General features: G+C 41.4%; 16 protein-coding genes and 1 pseudogene. 11 read left to right on the top strand and 6 right to left on the bottom strand.

The window, feature by feature from the left end:
- The first annotated feature begins 45 nt into the window (after window positions 1-45).
- The 10 genes and pseudogenes from gltB (at window position 46) to FTV27_RS03945 (ending at window position 12,844) form a co-directional block, all read left to right on the top strand.
- Window positions 46-4,521, top strand: coding sequence for a glutamate synthase large subunit (gene gltB, locus FTV27_RS03990; protein WP_180077225.1), 4,476 nt, complete (start codon window positions 46-48; stop codon window positions 4,519-4,521).
- Window positions 4,522-4,590: 69 nt separating this feature from the next.
- Complete coding sequence (locus tag FTV27_RS03985; RefSeq protein ID WP_180077110.1) at window positions 4,591-6,012, top strand: FAD-dependent oxidoreductase; 1,422 nt, start codon at window positions 4,591-4,593, stop codon at window positions 6,010-6,012.
- A gap of 235 nt (window positions 6,013-6,247) precedes the next feature.
- Window positions 6,248-7,131, top strand: a pseudogene (locus FTV27_RS03980) (metal-dependent hydrolase).
- A gap of 162 nt (window positions 7,132-7,293) precedes the next feature.
- Complete coding sequence (locus FTV27_RS03975) at window positions 7,294-7,884, top strand: LemA family protein (RefSeq protein ID WP_078189372.1); 591 nt, start codon at window positions 7,294-7,296, stop codon at window positions 7,882-7,884.
- A gap of 29 nt (window positions 7,885-7,913) precedes the next feature.
- Entirely contained in the window at window positions 7,914-8,981 is a 1,068-nt protein-coding gene (locus FTV27_RS03970) for a YgcG family protein (protein ID WP_180077109.1), read from the top strand.
- Window positions 8,975-9,535 (top strand): TPM domain-containing protein, encoded by a 561-nt coding sequence (locus tag FTV27_RS03965; RefSeq protein WP_180077108.1) that lies wholly within the window; start codon window positions 8,975-8,977, stop codon window positions 9,533-9,535. The genes FTV27_RS03970 and FTV27_RS03965 overlap by 7 nt, the downstream gene beginning before the upstream one ends.
- Before the next feature lie 203 nt (window positions 9,536-9,738).
- On the top strand, window positions 9,739-10,269 hold the full coding sequence (locus tag FTV27_RS03960) for a pilin (protein ID WP_180077107.1): 531 nt from the start codon (window positions 9,739-9,741) through the stop codon (window positions 10,267-10,269).
- 59 nt (window positions 10,270-10,328) lie between these two features.
- Window positions 10,329-11,513: a serine hydrolase gene (locus FTV27_RS03955; protein ID WP_180077106.1), complete on the top strand. Its 1,185-nt coding sequence runs from the start codon at window positions 10,329-10,331 to the stop codon at window positions 11,511-11,513.
- Between the two features lie 25 nt (window positions 11,514-11,538).
- Complete coding sequence (gene tfpZ / locus FTV27_RS03950) at window positions 11,539-12,276, top strand: TfpX/TfpZ family type IV pilin accessory protein (protein ID WP_180077105.1); 738 nt, start codon at window positions 11,539-11,541, stop codon at window positions 12,274-12,276.
- 133 nt (window positions 12,277-12,409) lie between these two features.
- The gene (locus tag FTV27_RS03945) at window positions 12,410-12,844 is read left to right on the top strand and encodes a pilin (RefSeq protein WP_121531523.1); all 435 of its coding nucleotides are present in this window, start codon (window positions 12,410-12,412) and stop codon (window positions 12,842-12,844) included.
- Between the two features lie 102 nt (window positions 12,845-12,946).
- Here FTV27_RS03945 and bfr read toward each other — a convergent pair whose 3' ends face one another.
- The 6 genes from bfr to gmk all read right to left on the bottom strand — a co-directional run bounded on the left by bfr (window position 12,947) and on the right by gmk (window position 17,826).
- Window positions 12,947-13,411 (bottom strand): bacterioferritin, encoded by a 465-nt coding sequence (gene bfr / locus FTV27_RS03940; RefSeq protein ID WP_180077104.1) that lies wholly within the window; start codon window positions 13,409-13,411, stop codon window positions 12,947-12,949.
- A gap of 256 nt (window positions 13,412-13,667) precedes the next feature.
- Window positions 13,668-13,862 carry a bacterioferritin-associated ferredoxin gene (locus tag FTV27_RS03935; protein WP_078192519.1) on the bottom strand — a complete coding sequence of 65 codons (195 nt, stop codon included), beginning with the start codon at window positions 13,860-13,862 and terminating at the stop codon, window positions 13,668-13,670.
- Window positions 13,863-14,080: 218 nt separating this feature from the next.
- Window positions 14,081-14,464 (bottom strand): RidA family protein, encoded by a 384-nt coding sequence (locus FTV27_RS03930; protein ID WP_078189365.1) that lies wholly within the window; start codon window positions 14,462-14,464, stop codon window positions 14,081-14,083.
- 54 nt (window positions 14,465-14,518) lie between these two features.
- Window positions 14,519-16,624, bottom strand: coding sequence for a bifunctional (p)ppGpp synthetase/guanosine-3',5'-bis(diphosphate) 3'-pyrophosphohydrolase (locus tag FTV27_RS03925; RefSeq protein ID WP_180008708.1), 2,106 nt, complete (start codon window positions 16,622-16,624; stop codon window positions 14,519-14,521).
- Between the two features lie 220 nt (window positions 16,625-16,844).
- On the bottom strand, window positions 16,845-17,126 hold the full coding sequence (rpoZ, locus tag FTV27_RS03920; RefSeq protein WP_067762989.1) for a DNA-directed RNA polymerase subunit omega: 282 nt from the start codon (window positions 17,124-17,126) through the stop codon (window positions 16,845-16,847).
- A gap of 76 nt (window positions 17,127-17,202) precedes the next feature.
- Window positions 17,203-17,826, bottom strand: coding sequence for a guanylate kinase (gmk, locus tag FTV27_RS03915; RefSeq protein WP_180077103.1), 624 nt, complete (start codon window positions 17,824-17,826; stop codon window positions 17,203-17,205).
- Window positions 17,827-17,960: 134 nt separating this feature from the next.
- Here gmk and ispH point away from each other — a divergent pair, with 134 nt between their 5' ends.
- On the top strand, window positions 17,961-18,911 hold the full coding sequence (gene ispH / locus FTV27_RS03910; protein ID WP_180077102.1) for a 4-hydroxy-3-methylbut-2-enyl diphosphate reductase: 951 nt from the start codon (window positions 17,961-17,963) through the stop codon (window positions 18,909-18,911).
- Window positions 18,912-18,958: the final 47 nt, after the last annotated feature.

The raw sequence follows: 18,958 nt of genomic DNA, 5'->3' as shown, positions 1-18,958 counted from the left end.
AAGTGCTCGAAAGAGCTGTAAAGAAAAGAAGGGTACGCTATGCACATGCCATCGCCTAATACTGTAGCTCCCGCTCAAGGTTTATACCAACCGGATGAGTTTAAAGATAACTGTGGTTTCGGTTTAATCGCCCATATGCAGGGTGATGCAAGCCATGATCTCGTCAAAACCGCAATGCATAGTTTAAGTTGTATGACCCACCGTGGTGGTATTGCCGCAGATGGTAAAACCGGTGACGGCTGCGGTCTACTCCTTGCTATGCCCAAAGAATTTTTCCGTGAAGAAGCGAAAAAACTCAGTGACATTACATTGAGTGAAATCTTTGCTGTGGGTACGGTATTTCTAAACCTAGACCCTGCATTAGCCGCACATGCAAAACAAATTTTAACCAAAGAAATCGAAGACGAAGGTTGTAAAGTCATCGCTTGGCGTGTTGTGCCAACCAATAACGATGTGTTGGGTTCAATCGCGATGCAGTCATTGCCTGCATTTGAACAAATTATCGTGAATTGCCCAATGGGTGTTTCAGAGGTTGAATTCAACCGTAAGTTGGTGATGGCACGTCGTCGTGCAGAACAACAGCTGACTGCTGACCCATACTTCTATGTAACCACTTTATGCTCAACTGTGATCAGCTATAAAGGTTTGATGATGCCAGCAGCCATTGCTGATTTCTATACCGATCTTGCTGATGAGCGTTTAAAGTCACACATTGTTGTATTCCATCAGCGCTTCTCAACCAATACCTTGCCTCGTTGGCCATTGGCTCAGCCGTTCCGTTACTTAGCACATAATGGTGAGATCAATACCATTACCGCCAACCGTAACTGGGCGATGGCACGTACACCAAAATTTGAAAACCCATTATTGCCGGGTTTAACTGAGCTGAATCCAATCGTAAACCGTACAGGTTCGGATTCTTCAAGCTTAGATAATATGCTGGAAATCCTTGTCGGTGGCGGTATGGACTTGTTCCGTGCGCTACGCATGTTGGTTCCACCTGCTTGGCAAAACGTTGAAACTTTAGATGCGGACTTACGTGCATTCTACGAATTCAACTCGAAGCATATGGAAGCATGGGATGGTCCAGCAGGTCTGGTAATTCAAGATGGTCGTCATGCGATTTGTATGCTTGACCGTAATGGTTTACGTCCAGCACGTTGGGTAATTACCAAAAATGGTTACATCACATTGGCATCAGAAATTGGTGTTTGGGGTTATGAACCAGAAGACGTTGTGTCTAAAGGCCGTGTCGGTCCGGGTCAAATCTTGGTGATTGATACCTTTACTGGCAAAATGCTCGATACTCAAGATGTGAGTAATCACCTCAAACGTATGCGTCCGTACCGTCAGTGGTTACGTGAAAACTCAGTACGTGTGCAAGGTAGTCCAGAGCTAGAAGAATATTTATGTGATCAAGGCTTAAAAGGCGATGACCTGAAAGCTTCACAAAAAATGTTCATGGTGACATTTGAAGAACGTGACCAATTGCTTCGTCCAATCGCTGAAAGCGGTCAGGAAGCCGTGGGCTCAATGGGTGATGATACGCCAATGGCAGTATTGTCTCGTCAGGTGCGCCATGTGTCTGACTACTTCCGTCAGCAGTTCGCTCAGGTTACGAATCCGCCAATCGATCCATTACGTGAATCGATCGTAATGTCGTTAGAGACATGTCTCGGCCGTGAACAAAATGTATTTGAACAAGGTCCAGAGCATGCAGATCGTCTGATCATTTCAAGCCCAGTACTGTCAAATTCGAAAATGCATCAAATTCGTACCCTTGGTCGTAAAGGTTACGAGATTGCAGATATTGACCTGAACTATGCAGAAGATGAAGGCTTAGAAGCTGCTATCGCGCGTATTTGTGAAGAATCTGCACAAGCGATTCGCGATGGAAAAACTTTACTTGTATTGTCTGATAAGAAAATCAGTCAAGGTTTCTTACCTGCAAATGCATTGATGGCAACTGGTGCAGTTCACCACTATTTAATCAATGTGGGTCTACGTACAGATGCCAACATCATTGTCGAAACTGGTTTGGCACGTGATGCACACCAGTTTGCGGTGATTCTTGGTTTCGGTGCGACTGCGATCTATCCGTACCTTGCTTATGACGTGATTAATGACTTGATCGCGAAAGGCGAGTTGCTGGGTGACCCAATCCATGCACAAGCGAACTTCCGTAAAGGCATTGAGAAAGGTTTGCTGAAAGTCCTTTCTAAGATGGGTATTTCTACTGTTGCCTCTTACCGTGGCGGTCAGTTGTTTGAAGCGGTAGGACTCTCTGATGAAGTGGTTGCAAAATGCTTTACGGGTGTACCGAGCCGTATTAAAGGCGCAACATTCTCTGATCTAGAAAATGACTTGAAAAAATTGGCAGATTTGGCGTGGAAATCACGTAAGCCAATCGATCAAGGCGGTATGCTGAAATTTGTATTCGGTAAGGAATATCACGCATTTAACCCAGACGTGATCAATGCGCTGCATAAATCTGTGCGTTCTGGTAATTATGCGGACTTTAAAGAATACGCGGAACTAGTGAATAACCGTCCAATCGCGACGATTCGTGACTTATTCAAGCTGAAAACAGATCAATCGATTGCACTCGATCTAGTTGAATCCGTGGAAGAAATTCTGCCACGTTTTGACTCGGCTGGGATGTCTTTAGGCGCATTATCGCCTGAAGCGCACGAAGCTATTGCAATCGCGATGAACACCATTGGTGGTCGCTCGAACTCAGGTGAGGGCGGCGAAGACCCAGCGCGTTACGGCACTATTCGTAACTCGAAAATCAAACAAATTGCATCTGGCCGTTTTGGTGTGACCCCTGCATATCTAACTTCTGCAGAAGTCCTTCAAATTAAAGTGGCACAAGGTGCAAAACCAGGTGAAGGTGGTCAGTTGCCGGGCGGTAAAGTGAATGGCTTAATTGCACGTTTACGTTACTCAGTACCGGGTGTGACATTAATTTCTCCGCCGCCGCATCACGACATCTACTCAATCGAAGATTTATCACAGTTAATTTTCGATTTAAAACAGGTTAACCCACAGGCGATGGTGTCCGTTAAGCTGGTTTCTGAGCCGGGTGTCGGTACGATTGCGGCAGGTGTAGCAAAAGCATACGCAGACTTCATTACCATTTCTGGTTATGACGGCGGTACAGCGGCTTCTCCACTTTCTTCAATTCACCATGCAGGTTCTCCATGGGAGCTTGGTCTATCTGAGGCGCATCAAGCACTTCGCGTAAATGACCTACGTGGTAAAGTACGTGTACAAACTGATGGTGGTTTGAAAACAGGTCTAGACGTTGTGAAAGCAGCGATTTTAGGTGCTGAAAGTTTCGGTTTTGGTTCTACGCCAATGATCGCATTGGGTTGTAAATACCTACGTATTTGCCACTTAAACAACTGTGCGACTGGTGTTGCAACTCAGCAAGATCATTTACGTCAGGAACACTATATCGGTGAGCCTGAAATGCTGATCAATTTCTTCCACTTTATTGCGGAAGAAACACGTGAATGGTTAGCAGCGCTAGGCGTTTCAAGTCTGAAAGATTTGATTGGCCGTACAGATTTACTGGAAATGCTTCCAGGTGAAACTGAAAAACATGCACACCTTGATTTGAGTGCATTACTCCAATCGCATCCTGCGGCTGAAGGTAAAGCTCAGTACTGTGAAGTACAAGGCAATGCACCATTCGATAAAGGCTTATTGGCTGAGAAAATGGTAGCTGAAATGCTGCCAGCGATTGAAGCAGGCACAGGCGGTGAATATAGCTTCACAATTGGTAACTGTGATCGCTCAATAGGCGCGCGTATTTCGGGTGAGATTGCAAAACGTTATGGCAACCTCAGTATGGAAGCGCATCCTGTTAAAGTTAAATTAACAGGGACTGCAGGTCAGTCATTGGGTGTTTGGAACGCAGGCGGTTTACACATCAGCCTAGAAGGCGATGCGAATGATTACGTGGGTAAAGGTATGGCTGGTGGTCGTATCTCAATCTTCCCGCCTAAAGGTTCACCGTTCCAAACGCAAAATACTGCAATCATTGGTAACACCTGTTTATATGGTGCAACAGGCGGTAAATTGTTTGCTGCAGGTACAGCAGGCGAGCGTTTTGCAGTACGTAACTCGGGTGCGTTTGCTGTGATTGAAGGTGCAGGCGACCACTGCTGTGAATACATGACAGGTGGTATCGTGACTGTATTGGGTAAAGTGGGTCATAACTTTGGCGCGGGTATGACAGGCGGTTTCGCTTATGTGCTCGACCTCGACAATGACTTTGTTGACCATTACAACCACGAATTAATTGAATTGAACCGTATCTCTACAGAGTCGATGGAAGAACACAAAGAGTTCTTGTGCCGTATCTTAGATGAACATATTAAAGAAACAGGTAGTGCTTGGGCGTATAAGATCCGCAACGAGTTTGACTTCTATAGCCGCAAATTCTGGCTTGTGAAACCAAAAGCTGCTAATTTGCAGACTTTGTTGAAAACAACTCAAGCTGATCCACAATAATTCCACTACTGCAGATTTGATAGGCAGGTGTAAGTGCAAACATGCTTACACCTACCCACGGAGAGAGACATGGCAGAGCGCCTAAATAATGACTTTCAGTTCCTGGATGTAGCACGCCAAGATCCAGAGAAAAAAGATCTAGTTGTCCGCAAAGCAGAATTTGTGGAAATCTATAAACCGTTTACAGCTGAAGTTGCAAAAAACCAAACACACCGCTGCTTAGGTTGCGGTAACCCGTATTGTGAATGGAAATGTCCAGTACATAACTACATTCCAAACTGGCTAAAACTGATTGCAGAAGGTCGCATTTTCCAAGCGGCAGAATTGTGTCATCAAACCAACACCTTGCCTGAAGTTTGTGGTCGTGTGTGCCCGCAAGACCGTTTATGTGAAGGCGCGTGTACGCTAAATGACGGCTTTGGTGCAGTCACCATTGGTAATGCTGAAAAATACATTAACGATACGGCTTTTGCATTGGGCTGGCGTCCAGATATGTCACACGTTAAGTGGACAGACAAGAAAGTTGCGATTATTGGTGCAGGTCCTGCTGGCCTTGGCTGTGCAGATATTCTTGTACGTAATGGTGTGAAGCCAGTTGTATTCGACAAACGTCCTGAAATTGGTGGTTTGCTGACTTTTGGTATTCCAGAATTCAAAATGGAAAAAGACGTAATGAAACGTCGCCGTGAGATTTTCTCTGGCATGGGCGTTGAATTCCGTCTAAATACCGAAATTGGTACAGATGTGACGATAGATCAGCTATTGGCTGATTACGACGCTGTATTCATGGGTATGGGAACCTATACCTACATGAAGGGCGGTTTTGCGGGTGAAGACATTGTTGGTGTGCAGGATGCACTGGATTTCTTGATTGCCAATGTCAACCGTACGCAAGGTTGGGAAAAAGATCCATCTGAATACATCAGCATGGAAGGCAAAAAAGTGATTGTTCTCGGTGGTGGTGATACCGCGATGGACTGTAACCGTACCTCGATCCGTCAAGGTGCCGAATCGGTTGTTTGTGCCTACCGTCGTGACGAAGAAAACATGCCGGGTTCGCGTCGTGAAGTGAAAAATGCGCGTGAAGAAGGTGTAGATTTCCAATTTAATCGTCAGCCGATTGAAATTGTGGGTGAAAATGGCAAAGTAACGGGTGTTAAAGTTGTGACTACACAGCTTGGTGCGCCTGATAGTCGCGGTCGTCGTAGCCCTGAGCCAGTTCCAGGTTCAGAAGAAATTTTACCAGCAGATGCAGTATTGCTAGCCTTTGGTTTCCGTACAAGCCCCGCAGATTGGTTTACAACATCAAACATCAGTATGGATGGTTCAGGCCGCGTCATTGCTGCTGAACAGCAAGAATTTAAGTTCCAAACATCGAATCCGAAAATTTTTGCCGGCGGTGATATGGTACGTGGATCTGATCTTGTGGTAACCGCAATCTGGGAAGGTCGCCAAGCTGCAGAGGGTATTCTTGACTACTTAGATGTTTAAGTCATGACACGCCAGTGCTTACACTGGATTTATTCAAAAAACCCGCTTCGGCGGGTTTTTTTTGGAATTTACCTCAAATGACACGTGAATAGATTTTGCAGATAAATACACTGCAAAGTTGTCAGACAGCGCTTTAGAATGGTGAATTATGCAAATGTGCTAGCACATTTTGCCATGTGTGAAAGAGCTTAGGAATTACATACTGCGATCATGATCCAAATCTTAGGAAGCGACCATGACGCAAGTGACGACACAAAAAACATATCTAAATCGTCCGAAAGCCATTGGCATTACGGTACGTCGAGCACAATTCAATCCTAAAGCGATTCGCCGGCATTATTTTGCAAATTCACCGGTGATGTCGCATTTGTTGACGGCATTGTCATCGACCTTTCCCATTGGTGAGCAATTCTTTGTGCATAGCGTGCGCAATGTACGCGATAAAGTCAGTGATGAAAAATTACAAGCTGAGATCGCAGCATTCATTGGGCAAGAAGCGATGCATTCCAAAGCCCATGCTGAATTTAACGATGCTTGGCGCAGTGAAACCTATAATTTAGATCGTTTCCAAGCATGGCTGGCACGTAAAGACAGCTATGTAAAAAACTTACATCCAAAGATTCAGCTGGCAATTACCTGTGCATTTGAACATTTTACCGCTTTACTTGGCGGCTATATTTTAAGACATCCTGAAGTGCTCAGTACTTTAGATGATGATGCGGTGAAACTTTGGGTGTGGCATGCGATTGAAGAAATTGAGCATCGCGCGGTGGCATTCGATGTATATCAGCATGTCTACGGTGATGACAAAATACGTCGCATGATTATGCGCAGTGTGACCACAGGTTTTGCTAGTCTTACGTTTTATTCTGCAACAAAGCTATTTATGCAGGATAAGAAAAAAGTTTGCCAAAGCTGGGTGGAAATATTTTCGGGGCATATTTGCTGGCAAAAATGTTTATTCAACTGACGCCAGAATATTTGTCATATTACAAAGCAGAATTCCATCCGAGCGAAATTGATTACAGTCAGTTTGTGAAATATTGGAAAGAACGCCTTGCTGATGAATATCAAATGGAAAGTTTTCAGACTGAAATTACACCGCAATTGTATAGTTAGTTCAATATGATAAAAAAAGCCCGAGTCGTGGGCTTTTTTTAATGCTAAATATTTTTCGAGTGGATCAGTTTAATCACAAAGAAAATACATAATTCATTCGAAAAATAGGGTTAGAATGAATTTATTTAAACAATTACAAATAAATACTTGAGGTTAAGGGTTATGAATTCAATGAAAAAAAGCATGCTCGCAATCGCATTAGTCAGTACATTGACCCTCAGTGGTTGTGGCTATAACACATTACAAGTTAAAGACGAAGCCGTTACAGCAGCATGGTCTGAAGTGCAAAACCAATATCAACGCCGTGCAGATTTGGTACCTAACCTTGTCAATGTGGTTAAAGGTTACGCGAAACATGAGGAACAAGTACTGACAGAAGTGACTCAAGCACGTGCCAATGTTGCGGGCTTAAAAGTGGATAAGGAAGTTTTGGAAGATCCAGCACTGTTCCAAAAATATCAAGAAGCTCAAGCGCAGATGACCAGCGCACTTTCTCGTTTAATTGCAGTCTCGGAAAATTATCCAGACTTAAAAGCCAATGAGCAATTCCGTGATTTACAGGTACAGCTTGAAGGCACTGAAAACAGGATCGCTGTCGCACGTAATCGCTACATTACTACGGTACAAGACTTTAATGGCTATGCACGCCAGTTCCCGCAAGTGATGACGGCTAAAGTCATTGGTATGGATACAAAGCCTAACTTTAGCGCAGAGCAAAGTGCACAAACTGCACCAAAAGTTGATTTTAATTAATTGGCGTCACTGCATTGTGAGGTGGGCTGATGGTGGTTTTTGAGCTAAAACATACAGGTTTGTTGTGGCTGCAGCGCATAGTCTTAGCATGCTTATTGTGTGTGGTGGGTTTCACACATGCAGAAACTGCCACCGCTACAGATGTAGATGCTGAAACAGTTGTTGTCGGTAAAATATTAAAAGATCAGCAGTCAGCTACGCAAAAAGAAACAACAGCACAGCCTGAAATCAAAATTCAGCAGCCGAATATCGCCAATGATATGGCAGATGGCGAGTCGATTCGTGGCTTGCCGACGCTCAATGAACCTGTAGTTGATCAGGCAAACTTACTTTCCGCTGCTGAAAAGCAAGCCATTAGCCAGAAAATTTTACAGTTACACGAACAAGGCAAGGCGCAAATTGGTGTCGTGATTGTGCCAACCACAGGTCAAGAAGATATTTTTGATTATGCCATGCGTGTTGCAGAAAAATGGCAACTCGGTTCAGCAAAACGTGACAACGGGATATTGATGGCGATCGCTGTGAATGATCGTCGCATACAAATATTAACGGGTTATGGGTTAGAAGGAATCATGCCCGATATCATCGTTAGTCGCATAATTCGAAATCAAATTACACCTCATTTTAAGGAAGCCCAATATGCTCAAGGCATAGATGCTGGCTTAACGGAAATAGCACGTATTTTAAATCAAGACCCTGAAGTTGCAGCTCAAGCAGCCCAAGAGCTGAAAGAACGTCAGGAACAAGCCTTACACGAGCAACAAGCCAAAGAGAAAACGTTTACAACGGTTCTCATTATTTTGGTGATTGGTATTTTTGCATCCTTTATTGTGGGTAAGCGCTTAAGTGCGTCAACTGCAGCTGTTGCCGGGACCGTTGCGGGTTTGGTCAATGGTGCAGGTCTACTCACCAGTCTGTTGATGGGTGGGGCAATATTCTTTCTACTCATCACTGCTATTGCTCAAACCATTTTTCAAATGTTCCTTGCCGGTGGTGGGGGTGGTGGAGGCCGTAGCGGAGGTGGTGGCTTTGGTGGCGGAGGCTATAGCGGAGGCGGTGGTGGTTTTGGCGGAGGGGGAGCATCAGGTTCATGGTAACGAAAACAGAAACAACAGAAATTGTCACCTGTCCTAAAACACAGGAAATACAACAACCAAGTTTTAAACGCTGGTTGAAGCACTTCTTTTATATGCCTGCGGCAAACCGTTTTTTTAATAAGCAAGATCAGCAGGCCATTGCGCAAGCAGTCACAGCAGCAGAGCATGGACATGTAGGTGAAATACAAGTGGTGATCGAAGGGCATATTCCTTCAAACCAAGCTTATTATCAGAATACTCGTGCACGTGCTGAACAGCTCTTTGCGGAACTGGGTGTGTGGGATACGGAATTTAATAGTGGTGTTTTACTGTATTTAAACCTGTGTGAACGTCAGGTTGAAATTGTGATTGATCGCGGCATTAAAAATGCAACAGAGCAAAATATTTGGGATGGAATTTGCCAAAGGATCATTCAACACATGCAAAAAGAGATGTATAGGACTGCCATGACAGAGGGTGTAAAAGAGATCGGAAATGTCATGGATGAGTTTTATGCAGGTAAGTCTGTAGACCGTGCCAATGAACTGAGCAATACACCAATTATTTTGAGGTAATAAAGCGTAGGAAAGTGACACAAATCGTCACTTTTTTACACAAAAAGAGACATAATATTTACAAAAATAAAAATATTTTCTTAAAGTGCTGTTTTTTCTGTCAATTTTATTATAATAAATCTTGGCACGCTCTGTGCTATTTATAAAACAAGCTACATAGCTTTATTAAATAATTAAATTAAAAAACATTTGTGGAGAATGTTATGAAATCAGTTCAAAAGGGTTTTACTCTTATCGAATTAATGATCGTTGTTGCGATTATCGGTATTCTTGCTGCGATTGCGATTCCTCAGTACCAAAACTATGTCACTAAATCTCAAGTTACTCGTGCGATTGGTGAATTAGGCAACTATAAAACGATTGTTGATCTTTGCTTAACAGACAGCAAAGAATGTACTTTTACAATTACAGAGTCATCTTTGTTTAAACAAGGCGATACACCTACAGCTCCGGCTACAGTTCCGACTACCCAAGGTTCTTTAACTACGACAGGTATGTTGATTACATTTAACCGTGCAGATGGTAATTCAACAATTCAAGGTAAATTTGGTAAGGGTGCAAGCGGCGCGCTAAGCACTAAAACGATCACTTGGTCTCGTGCTGCATACACTGCTGCAAATGCAGGCACTTGGACTTGTTCAGCTCAAGACACAATCGATGCAAAATTCCTACCTGAAAACTGCCCACACCCAACTTCTACAGGCGGTTCTGGTAGTCAAACTCCTGCTTCATAATTTTTATTATGAATTAAAAATGCACTCATCTGAGTGCATTTTTTTATTTTGAGAACTTTATGAAGAAAATAATTATTAATATCCTTACGGTCATTTTGCTGGTAGGGCTGACTGTATTTGGGGCTTATGTGTATGTTGAGCGCAGGGACTGGCAGCATCGTATTCAATATCATTATTATGCGGCTCAGTTAAGATTGCATTTTAAAGAAATAAAATGTGATGCCAATGCGCCTTCGTGGTTAAAAAAAACGATTATTAAAAATATTCAAAATTTTGAAGCTTATGCAAGTCAAGTCAGTTATATCTCTCCTGAGAAGCAGCAATTTACATGTGTTGTTGGCGGTAAGGCGTCCTTTGATGATGCCAATGAAATAACCAAGGACACACGGTTTGTTTATGCCAGTATAACCAAAGCATTGACCAGCGCGCTCATTTTAGAGCAGGCAAAACATGCGGCGCTGGATTTAAATGATAAGGCTTTTAGTTTTACACATGAAAGCAAGCCAGTAGATGAAAGAATGGGCAAGATTCTAATAATTGATTTGATGCGTCATCAGGCTGGTTTTGATCGGTATGTGACGGGTGAGCCAATGTTTCAGCAGAAAGATCAAGTATGGTGTCCAAAAAATTTAAACAGGCTAAGTGAAATAGAGCTTCAATATCCGCCAGGTGAGCAGGCAATTTATTCAAATTTAGGCTACTGTTTATTGGGTGCAGTTATTGAGCGCCAAACTCAGCTTGAATATAGACAGCTTGCAATGAGTTTTTTGAATAAATCAGTACCTGATAATCACTTTAAGTTTATAGATCAAGATTACTTAGAAGATGAAGTTGGCTATGATGATTTTTATAATTACATCCCTGATTTTAGGCTTACGAGAGATATGCAGGCATTGAGCGCTGTATCTGGACTTTCAGGGCGTGCCGATGAATTAGCAAGATTATATCAATATTTTGTAAGTGAATTTGGCAAGGAATATATTTTCAACCAAGATATCTATCATTGCAGAAATGGTAGCAGCTGCAGCCGGGGCGTATTAATGCAGAAGCTCTATGAAGGTGGCTTTCAATTATATGGCAATACTGGCAGTTACCCAGGTTTTACAGGTTATGCATTAGTTGATGAGCGCGGCGGTGTGCTTGTGGGTTTAAGCAATGGCTATACCAGTGAGAAAAAAAGAAATGCAGTTATAGATGAAATAAGATTATCATTGCAAAACGAATATTTTCCATTGATTAAATAAAGAGTTATAGCTCTAGGTGTTTTTTATGTTTGAAAAAAGCAGATTGCATTTTTTTTGTAAACATTTAGCTTTATCAGTTTTAGTGTCTGGTTTTATCTTGGGGTGGGTATTTTTTGTCTGGTATCCAGCACCGCTGGCAAAGGCTCTTGGCGCTGTCAATATTCTATGGATGGTTATTATAGTCGATATTATTTTGGGGCCTTTATTGGGGTTTCTAGTATATAAAAAAGGGAAAAAAACTTTAAAAATAGATTTAGCGGTGATCATTTTCTTTCAATGTTTAGCAATGGCTTATGGGGTGTACTCATTAGAAAAAACACGGCCTGTTTGGGTGGTTTATACAGGTAATAATTTTGATTTGGTAAGAAAAAATGAAATTATTGATGACAAAGGCGGTACTGTTGCTGCTCAATTCAAAAAGTTGTCATGGTTTAAACCGCAATTTGTTGCAGCTGAATATTCGAGGGATGATGAGAAAAAGTATAGCGAAATGTTTAAAGAAATGAATCAAGGGTATTCTCGCGCTCAAATGCCGGCATTTTATAAAACCTTAGACACGGCGGAGTCGGAGATAGTAAGGAAGTCTAAAGATTTAAATGATTTAAACGGATTAAATGATAAAGATAAAATTAAAGACGCGTTGAAGAATAACATGAAGGCAGATGCTTGGCTGCCTTTAAAAACATACAATATTGACATGGTTGTTTTGATCAATCGTAAAGAGAAACAGATCGTAAATATAGTTGATCTTAGGCCTGAATGAGTATTAGTGTAATTTAATGACAAATTTTGTGATTAATTGACTCAATTAAAATATAAAAATTTTAAGATGTTGATTTTACTGGTAATTTACTTGGCATAAAAATTGCTTATTTTGAAAAAAATAAGGAATTTTTATGAAAACTTATGAGATAGGGTTTACATTGCTGGAACTTGTTATTGTTGTGGCGGTTATCTCCATTTTAGCAGCTCTTAGTGTTTATAATTATCAAAATTATATAGTTAAAGCTCAAGTAAATTCTATTTTAGCTGAACTGAAGGGCGGTAAGCTTCAATATGAATTAATATTAAATAGTGCGTCCGTTTTTGGTGTCCGCTCTTTTACTGTTGAGAATGTATTTTTAAATAAGAAGTCAAATTTTTGTTTATATAAAGTTTATGAACCTATCGATGGGGTATCGGCTCCAGCTTTTGAATGTAAAATTCTAGGAAAAGCATCATCTGCGCTGAGTGATCGGGTCATTTATTTTGACAGGGATTTAAATGGCAACTGGAAGTGCCGCTATAGCTTAGATTTTATACCTAAATTTAAGCAAGAAGCGTGTTTGTAAGTTTATAGGTTTTTGTGCTTTATGATGCGGTTGATAATTTTGTAACTATGAAAGTATAAAAAAACCTGCTTAAGCAGGTTTTTTTATATTAATCAATTAATCTCAAATCTGACTCTGAATATAATTTTCAGCGCCCACAGCTTCCACTAAGTCTAACTGTGTAGCAGCCCAGTCCAGCCATTCTTCTTCTTTTTCTAGAATTTCTTGAACCAAGTCGCGTGTTACATAATCCATGTGCATTTCAGCCAAAGCCACGGCTTGTTGAATCGCTTCAATATTTTCTTTGACTTTACGGATATCGCAATTTAATACTTCAACAGTATGCTGGCCGATATACAATTTGCCTAAATGCTGTAAATTCGGCAGGCCTTCTAAAAATAAAATGCGTTCAATAATTTTATCGGCATGTTTCATTTGGCGGATCGATTCTTTGTATTCCGCCGCGCCTAACTGTTCAATGCCCCAGTCGTTAAACATGCGGGAATGCAGGAAATATTGGTTGATTGCAGTCAAATGATGGTACAGCACCTGATTTAACTGATTGATTACATCACGATTGCCTTTCATTGCCTTTGCTCCATCAAATATGCTTAGCCCAGCTGAGCCGTGCGAATATAACAAGATAAGAAATATCTTAAACAAGAAGACATTTTATAGCGAGTATTTTATAGAACAGCAAATGAAAATCACAATCAAAACAAGGCGCTAATTCTCAGGACTTTAATAAATAAAAACCCGCTTAGAGTCAGAAGCGGGGGAGGAGGAATGGTCTAAAACCATTGGTTTTATAATTATGATTGTTGATGAAACTTAAAAACTTGGTTTAAGCAGCAATTGCGATACGGGCTGCAATTTGTGCAACTTCATCACTGATGATCATGCGTGCTTCAGGAGCACAGCGACCACAACAGGTGCCTAAATCGAGCATATCGCGAACTTCACGATAGCTTTCTGCACCATTGGCAATTGCATCTTTAATGTCTTGATCAGTAATACCACGGCACAAACAAACGTACATGAAATAAAACCAAGTGAATAAATGGGATAAGTAATATTATTGATAATTATTATCGTTTGTCAATAAAAATCATTTAAAAATACTATAATGCTGATTGAGTTTTTGAATAAAAAAATGTCATTTAAGCGGAAATCTGAGTAATGCTCAGATTTCCATGAAAGGCTTTTGATCTTTTAGTATGAGATATTTCGCGAAAGGCTTAATCAGAGTTTACTAAATTATTGATTAATAATCACCACGCCATCCATTTCAACTAGTGCACCTTTTGGAAGGCTAGCAACACCGAGTGCTGCGCGTGCAGGGTAGGGTTGAGCAAAGTATTCGCCCATAATTTGGTTGACCAATTGGAAGTTAGAAAGGTCAGTGAGGAAAATATTCAGCTTAGCGATATCTGCTAGCGTACCACCTGCAGCTTCACATACCGCTTTTAAGTTGTCGAATACACGGCGAATTTGAGCTTCAATGCCTTCTACCAGCTCCATGCTATATGGATCTAAGCCAATTTGACCTGATAAATACAAAGTGTCGCCCACTAAAATGGCTTGTGAGTAAGTACCAATTGCAGCGGGTGCATTTTCAGTATGGATTACCTGGCGGGACATCTATTTCTCCTATTATCATCACAGATACAGCACATATAAATAAGCGGTGTCAGGTTAGCTGGCAACTTTCGCAGGCTCAGCAATGGCAACAGGTTGTGCCAAACGACTGATGCGTGGGAAGCCAAAATGCATTCTTAAATTACGGATAATTTCGGCAATTTGTTTACGGTTATGTACAACAATATTCACATAGGTTTTTTCTTCATGTGAGCGGACAGTCTCTACACCGACTTTTTCTTTACGGCATAGATAGATCAGTTCTGAAATTTGCTCATCATTTAACAGCATGTTTAGGCATAAATAGGCTGTAAAACTAATGTCTTCACTGTCTTCTGTGGTCCAGTGTAAAGGCATGATATTTTCAGGATGTAAATGCTGTTCATGTAATAAATTATGACAACGTGAACGGTGCACAATTAAACCACGACGTGATAAATGACCTTGAATTGGATCGCCTAAAACGGGGTTGCAGCAGTGCGCATATTTAACATCGACACCGTCAGTGCCCAAGATCAAGCGTGCAGAGTTTGAAGTCTGAATGGTGTCTTGAGCATATAAATGATTGGCAACCAATTGAGGTAGTAAGTCACCCACGGCAATCTGTTCAAATAATTGTTCTTTATCATTTAAATGACGCCAATTCAGTACATTTTCCCAATCGGCTAATGTCAAATCACTCACAGAACGGTTAAAGAGTTTTAATGCGCGATTTAAAGCTTGCTGACCAACTAAACGTTGTTCGTCTTGGTCTTGGTCACGAAGGATATTTTGTAATGCACGACGGGCTTTTTGGGTATTAATAAAGCTGAGCCAGTCAGGATTCGGTGTTGCAAGAACATCGGTGATAATTTCAACCACTTGACCACTTAGTAATGGTGTTGAAAGGGGCTTGGTTTCCCCATTAATTTTCGCACCAACAGCATGGTTGCCCAAAAATAAGCTTGCTGAATAAGCAAAATCAACAGCTGTTGCACCCTGAGGGAGTTCATGCAAATGACCGTGTGGGGTATAAACCCAAATTTTTTCTTGATGTAGATAATCCAGTAATTCACTAAATGTGGTCTTTGCACATGCGCCATCGACTAACACGTTTAAATTTTGCATGGAGGCTTGGATCGCTGAACGACAAGCTTGCGGTGCATTTTCACCGAGGACCACACCAAAGCGCGCTGCTTTACGCATCAGCTCTGTTTGGATGGTCAGAGACAAAATAGTTTTTTCACCTTTTAAGCGCATCATCAGTGACTGGTTTCCACCAGGGAGTGGGCGACGGATATGATCGGCGTAATTTAAAACTTTAAAGCTTTCTTTGAGGATGTCTGCAAGTCGGTCACAGTCTGCGATACTTTGTAAAATAATTTCAAAGGCATGACTATGGGTGAGCTCTTGCAGATCGATATCGTTTTTTACAAAGTGACGAAGTAATTCAATATTATTATTTTTCTTTTTAATTCGACCTGAAATATGGTGCTGTTCAAGTAGGGTAGTGAGGTTGTTTTCCCACTTGGTTTGGTATTCGCAGCGTTTCGGTTTGGTTTGTAATAAAGCTTCTTGAACATTGTTATACATATCTAAATCTAAATTTTGATAACACAAATGTTCAAGGTTGTCGGCCATTTCATTCATACCGACAAGACGTGCCATAGGTACAAAAATTTCAAAGGTTTCTTGGGCAATACGAGCACGTTTGTCAGGGCGTAAAGCACCTAGTGTGGTCATATTATGATAGCGATCTGCTAGTTTAATAATAATGACACGTGGGTCTTGTAGTGTGGCTTGCAGAATTTTACGGAAGGATGCGGCTTTATTATATTCTTTATCACTAGAATGGCTGAGTTTGGTGACACCGTCGACGAGTTCAGCAACGGTCAGGCCAAATTTTTCAGTAATATCTTGTTTGGTAAATTCAGTATCTTCGATGACATCATGCAGTAAAGCGGCCATTAAAGTTTCCGCATCAAGGCGCATATGCGCCAAAATACAGCTCACCGCAATCGGGTGAAGGATATAGGGTTCGCCACTTTTACGAGTAATGCCATCATGGGCAATATCCGCATAGTCGCAAGCTTCAAGCACGCGTTCGACATCACTTACTGAAAGGTAAGCGTCGATTATCACATTTAACTGTTGCTTGGCTTGGCTGACCATTGGGCCTGGCATAGAACACCCTTTTACTACTGATTTACAAATGAAACGGTTAATACTTTAATGAAATGCATATTGCATGACTTGTCAATTTTTTAGTTTAAAAAAAATGAAAATCTTTTTCGCCTGCTTTGCACTTCTTAAGCTTATGTTATAACTGTTCTGAGTAAAATATTAAAGAGAATCCATAAAAAAAAGCCTAGTTAAAAACTAGGCTTTTAAGGTCAGGTTTATCTTATTGGAAAGAAAAACCGTCTAAGTTTAGGTTATTTGCAGAAAGTGCAAGGTCTAAACTTGAAGTTTGGTAGTCTTGTTCACGTTGTTTCAAAATGTCTTTAGAAACGTGACCCGCTGCGATTTCACGAAGAGCAACAACGGTTGGTTTGTCATTGTCCCACTCAACAGTAGGTTCGATACCTTGACGTGCCAATTGACGCGCGCGTTTGCTTGCCACTAGTACAAGCTCAAAGCGGTTGTCTACATGGTCTAAACAATCTTCAACGGTTACGCGTGCCATAAGAATTCTCGTTTGAATATAAATTTTTAACAGACTGTGCAGTATAAGGTGCTTTGTCTATAGACTCAAGTTTTAATCACTGTTCCATAGGGGTGATTAATTTCTCAATCAGTTTTTCATGGCGCATAGCTTGTTGTTTTAAAACAAGACGATTGGCAATAATAACGGACTCTAAGTCATGCAGTGCTTTATTAAAGTCATCATTAATAATGACATAGTCAAAATTAACGTATTGCTGCATATCTTCTACGGCACAGCTAAGACGATGTTCAATTACTTCAACAGAGTCTGTACCACGATTGGATAAACGTTGACGTAAATCGAACTGACTCGGAGGAAGAATAAAAATTTGTCTAGATTCAGGAAAAAGTTTACGAACCTGTTCAGCACCTTGCCAGTCAATTTCAAGTAAAACGTCATGACCTTTGGCCAACTGTTCTTTTACTGTGCGCTGTGCAGTACCGTAATAATTACCAAAAACTTCTGCATATTCAATGAAGCCGCCTTCATTTACCAAAGATAGAAAATCTTCTTTTTTAGCAAAATGGTAATGTACGCCGTCTAATTCGCCAGGACGCTGACCACGAGTGGTATGAGAAACAGAGACATGTAAATTGTTTACACGTTCAAGCAGGGCTTTAACGAGGGATGTTTTGCCCGTTCCCGAAGCAGCAGAAACGACAAACAAGAGACCCGACATGATATTTTTCCTGATATGATAAAATATCTTCTCTATTTTAGAGTAGACGCGCGCCAAACAAAATAGTCAGACGTCTATTGTTTGCATTTATTTCAAGTGATACCCGTAAAATTTGAGTGGGCATTGAGGATTCTATGGAAATTGTTTTAGCTAATCCACGCGGTTTCTGTGCAGGGGTAGATCGTGCCATCGCGATAGTCAACCGTGCACTCGAATGCTTTAACCCACCCATTTATGTGCGTCATGAAGTGGTGCATAACAAATTTGTGGTCGATGATCTGCGTCAGCGCGGTGCAATTTTTGTCGATGAACTGGATGAAGTACCTGACGATAATATCGTGATCTTTAGTGCCCATGGCGTATCTAAAGCGGTGCAACAAGAAGCAGAGCGCCGTGGTCTAAAAGTTTTTGATGCCACTTGCCCGTTGGTGACCAAAGTCCATATTGAAGTGACCAAATACGCACGTGAAGGTGTGGAAGCGATTTTGATTGGTCATGAAGGGCATCCTGAAGTTGAAGGCACGATGGGACAATATGACACTAAAAATGGTGGCTCGATTTATTTGGTTGAAGATGAAGAGGATGTTGCTGCGCTAGACGTTCGTAACCCAGAAAAAGTGGCTTTTGTCACTCAAACTACGCTGTCCATTGATGATACGGCCAAAGTAATTGATGCACTGCGTCAGAAATTCCCTCAGATTCAGGGGCCGCGTAAAGATGATATTTGCTACGCGACACAAAACCGCCAAGATGCGGTACGTGATTTGGCCGAGCAGTGCGATGTGGTCTTGGTTGTAGGTTCGCCAAACTCATCGAACTCAAACCGTTTACGTGAATTGGCTGAACGGATGGGTAAACATGCGTACTTGGTCGATAATGCAGAACAATTGCAGCAAGAATGGTTTAATGAGCAGACTAAAATTGGGGTAACAGCTGGTGCGTCTGCGCCTGAAATTTTAATTAAGCAAGTGATTCAGCGTTTACAGGATTGGGGGGCAAAAGCACCACAAGAGCTAGATGGCCGCGAAGAAAATATTACCTTTAGTTTACCAAAAGAGTTACGTATTCCTGTAACTCAGGCATAAAGTGTTAATGACTTAACATTCTGAATTTTTTTAAGAATTGACAGATA

The sequence above is a fragment of the Acinetobacter sp. YH12251 genome (assembly GCF_013417465.1).
GTDB classification, from domain to species: Bacteria; Pseudomonadota; Gammaproteobacteria; order Pseudomonadales; family Moraxellaceae; genus Acinetobacter; species Acinetobacter amyesii.
Note: the sequence above shows the minus strand (reverse complement) of the source record. Positions and strands in the feature narration are given on the sequence as shown.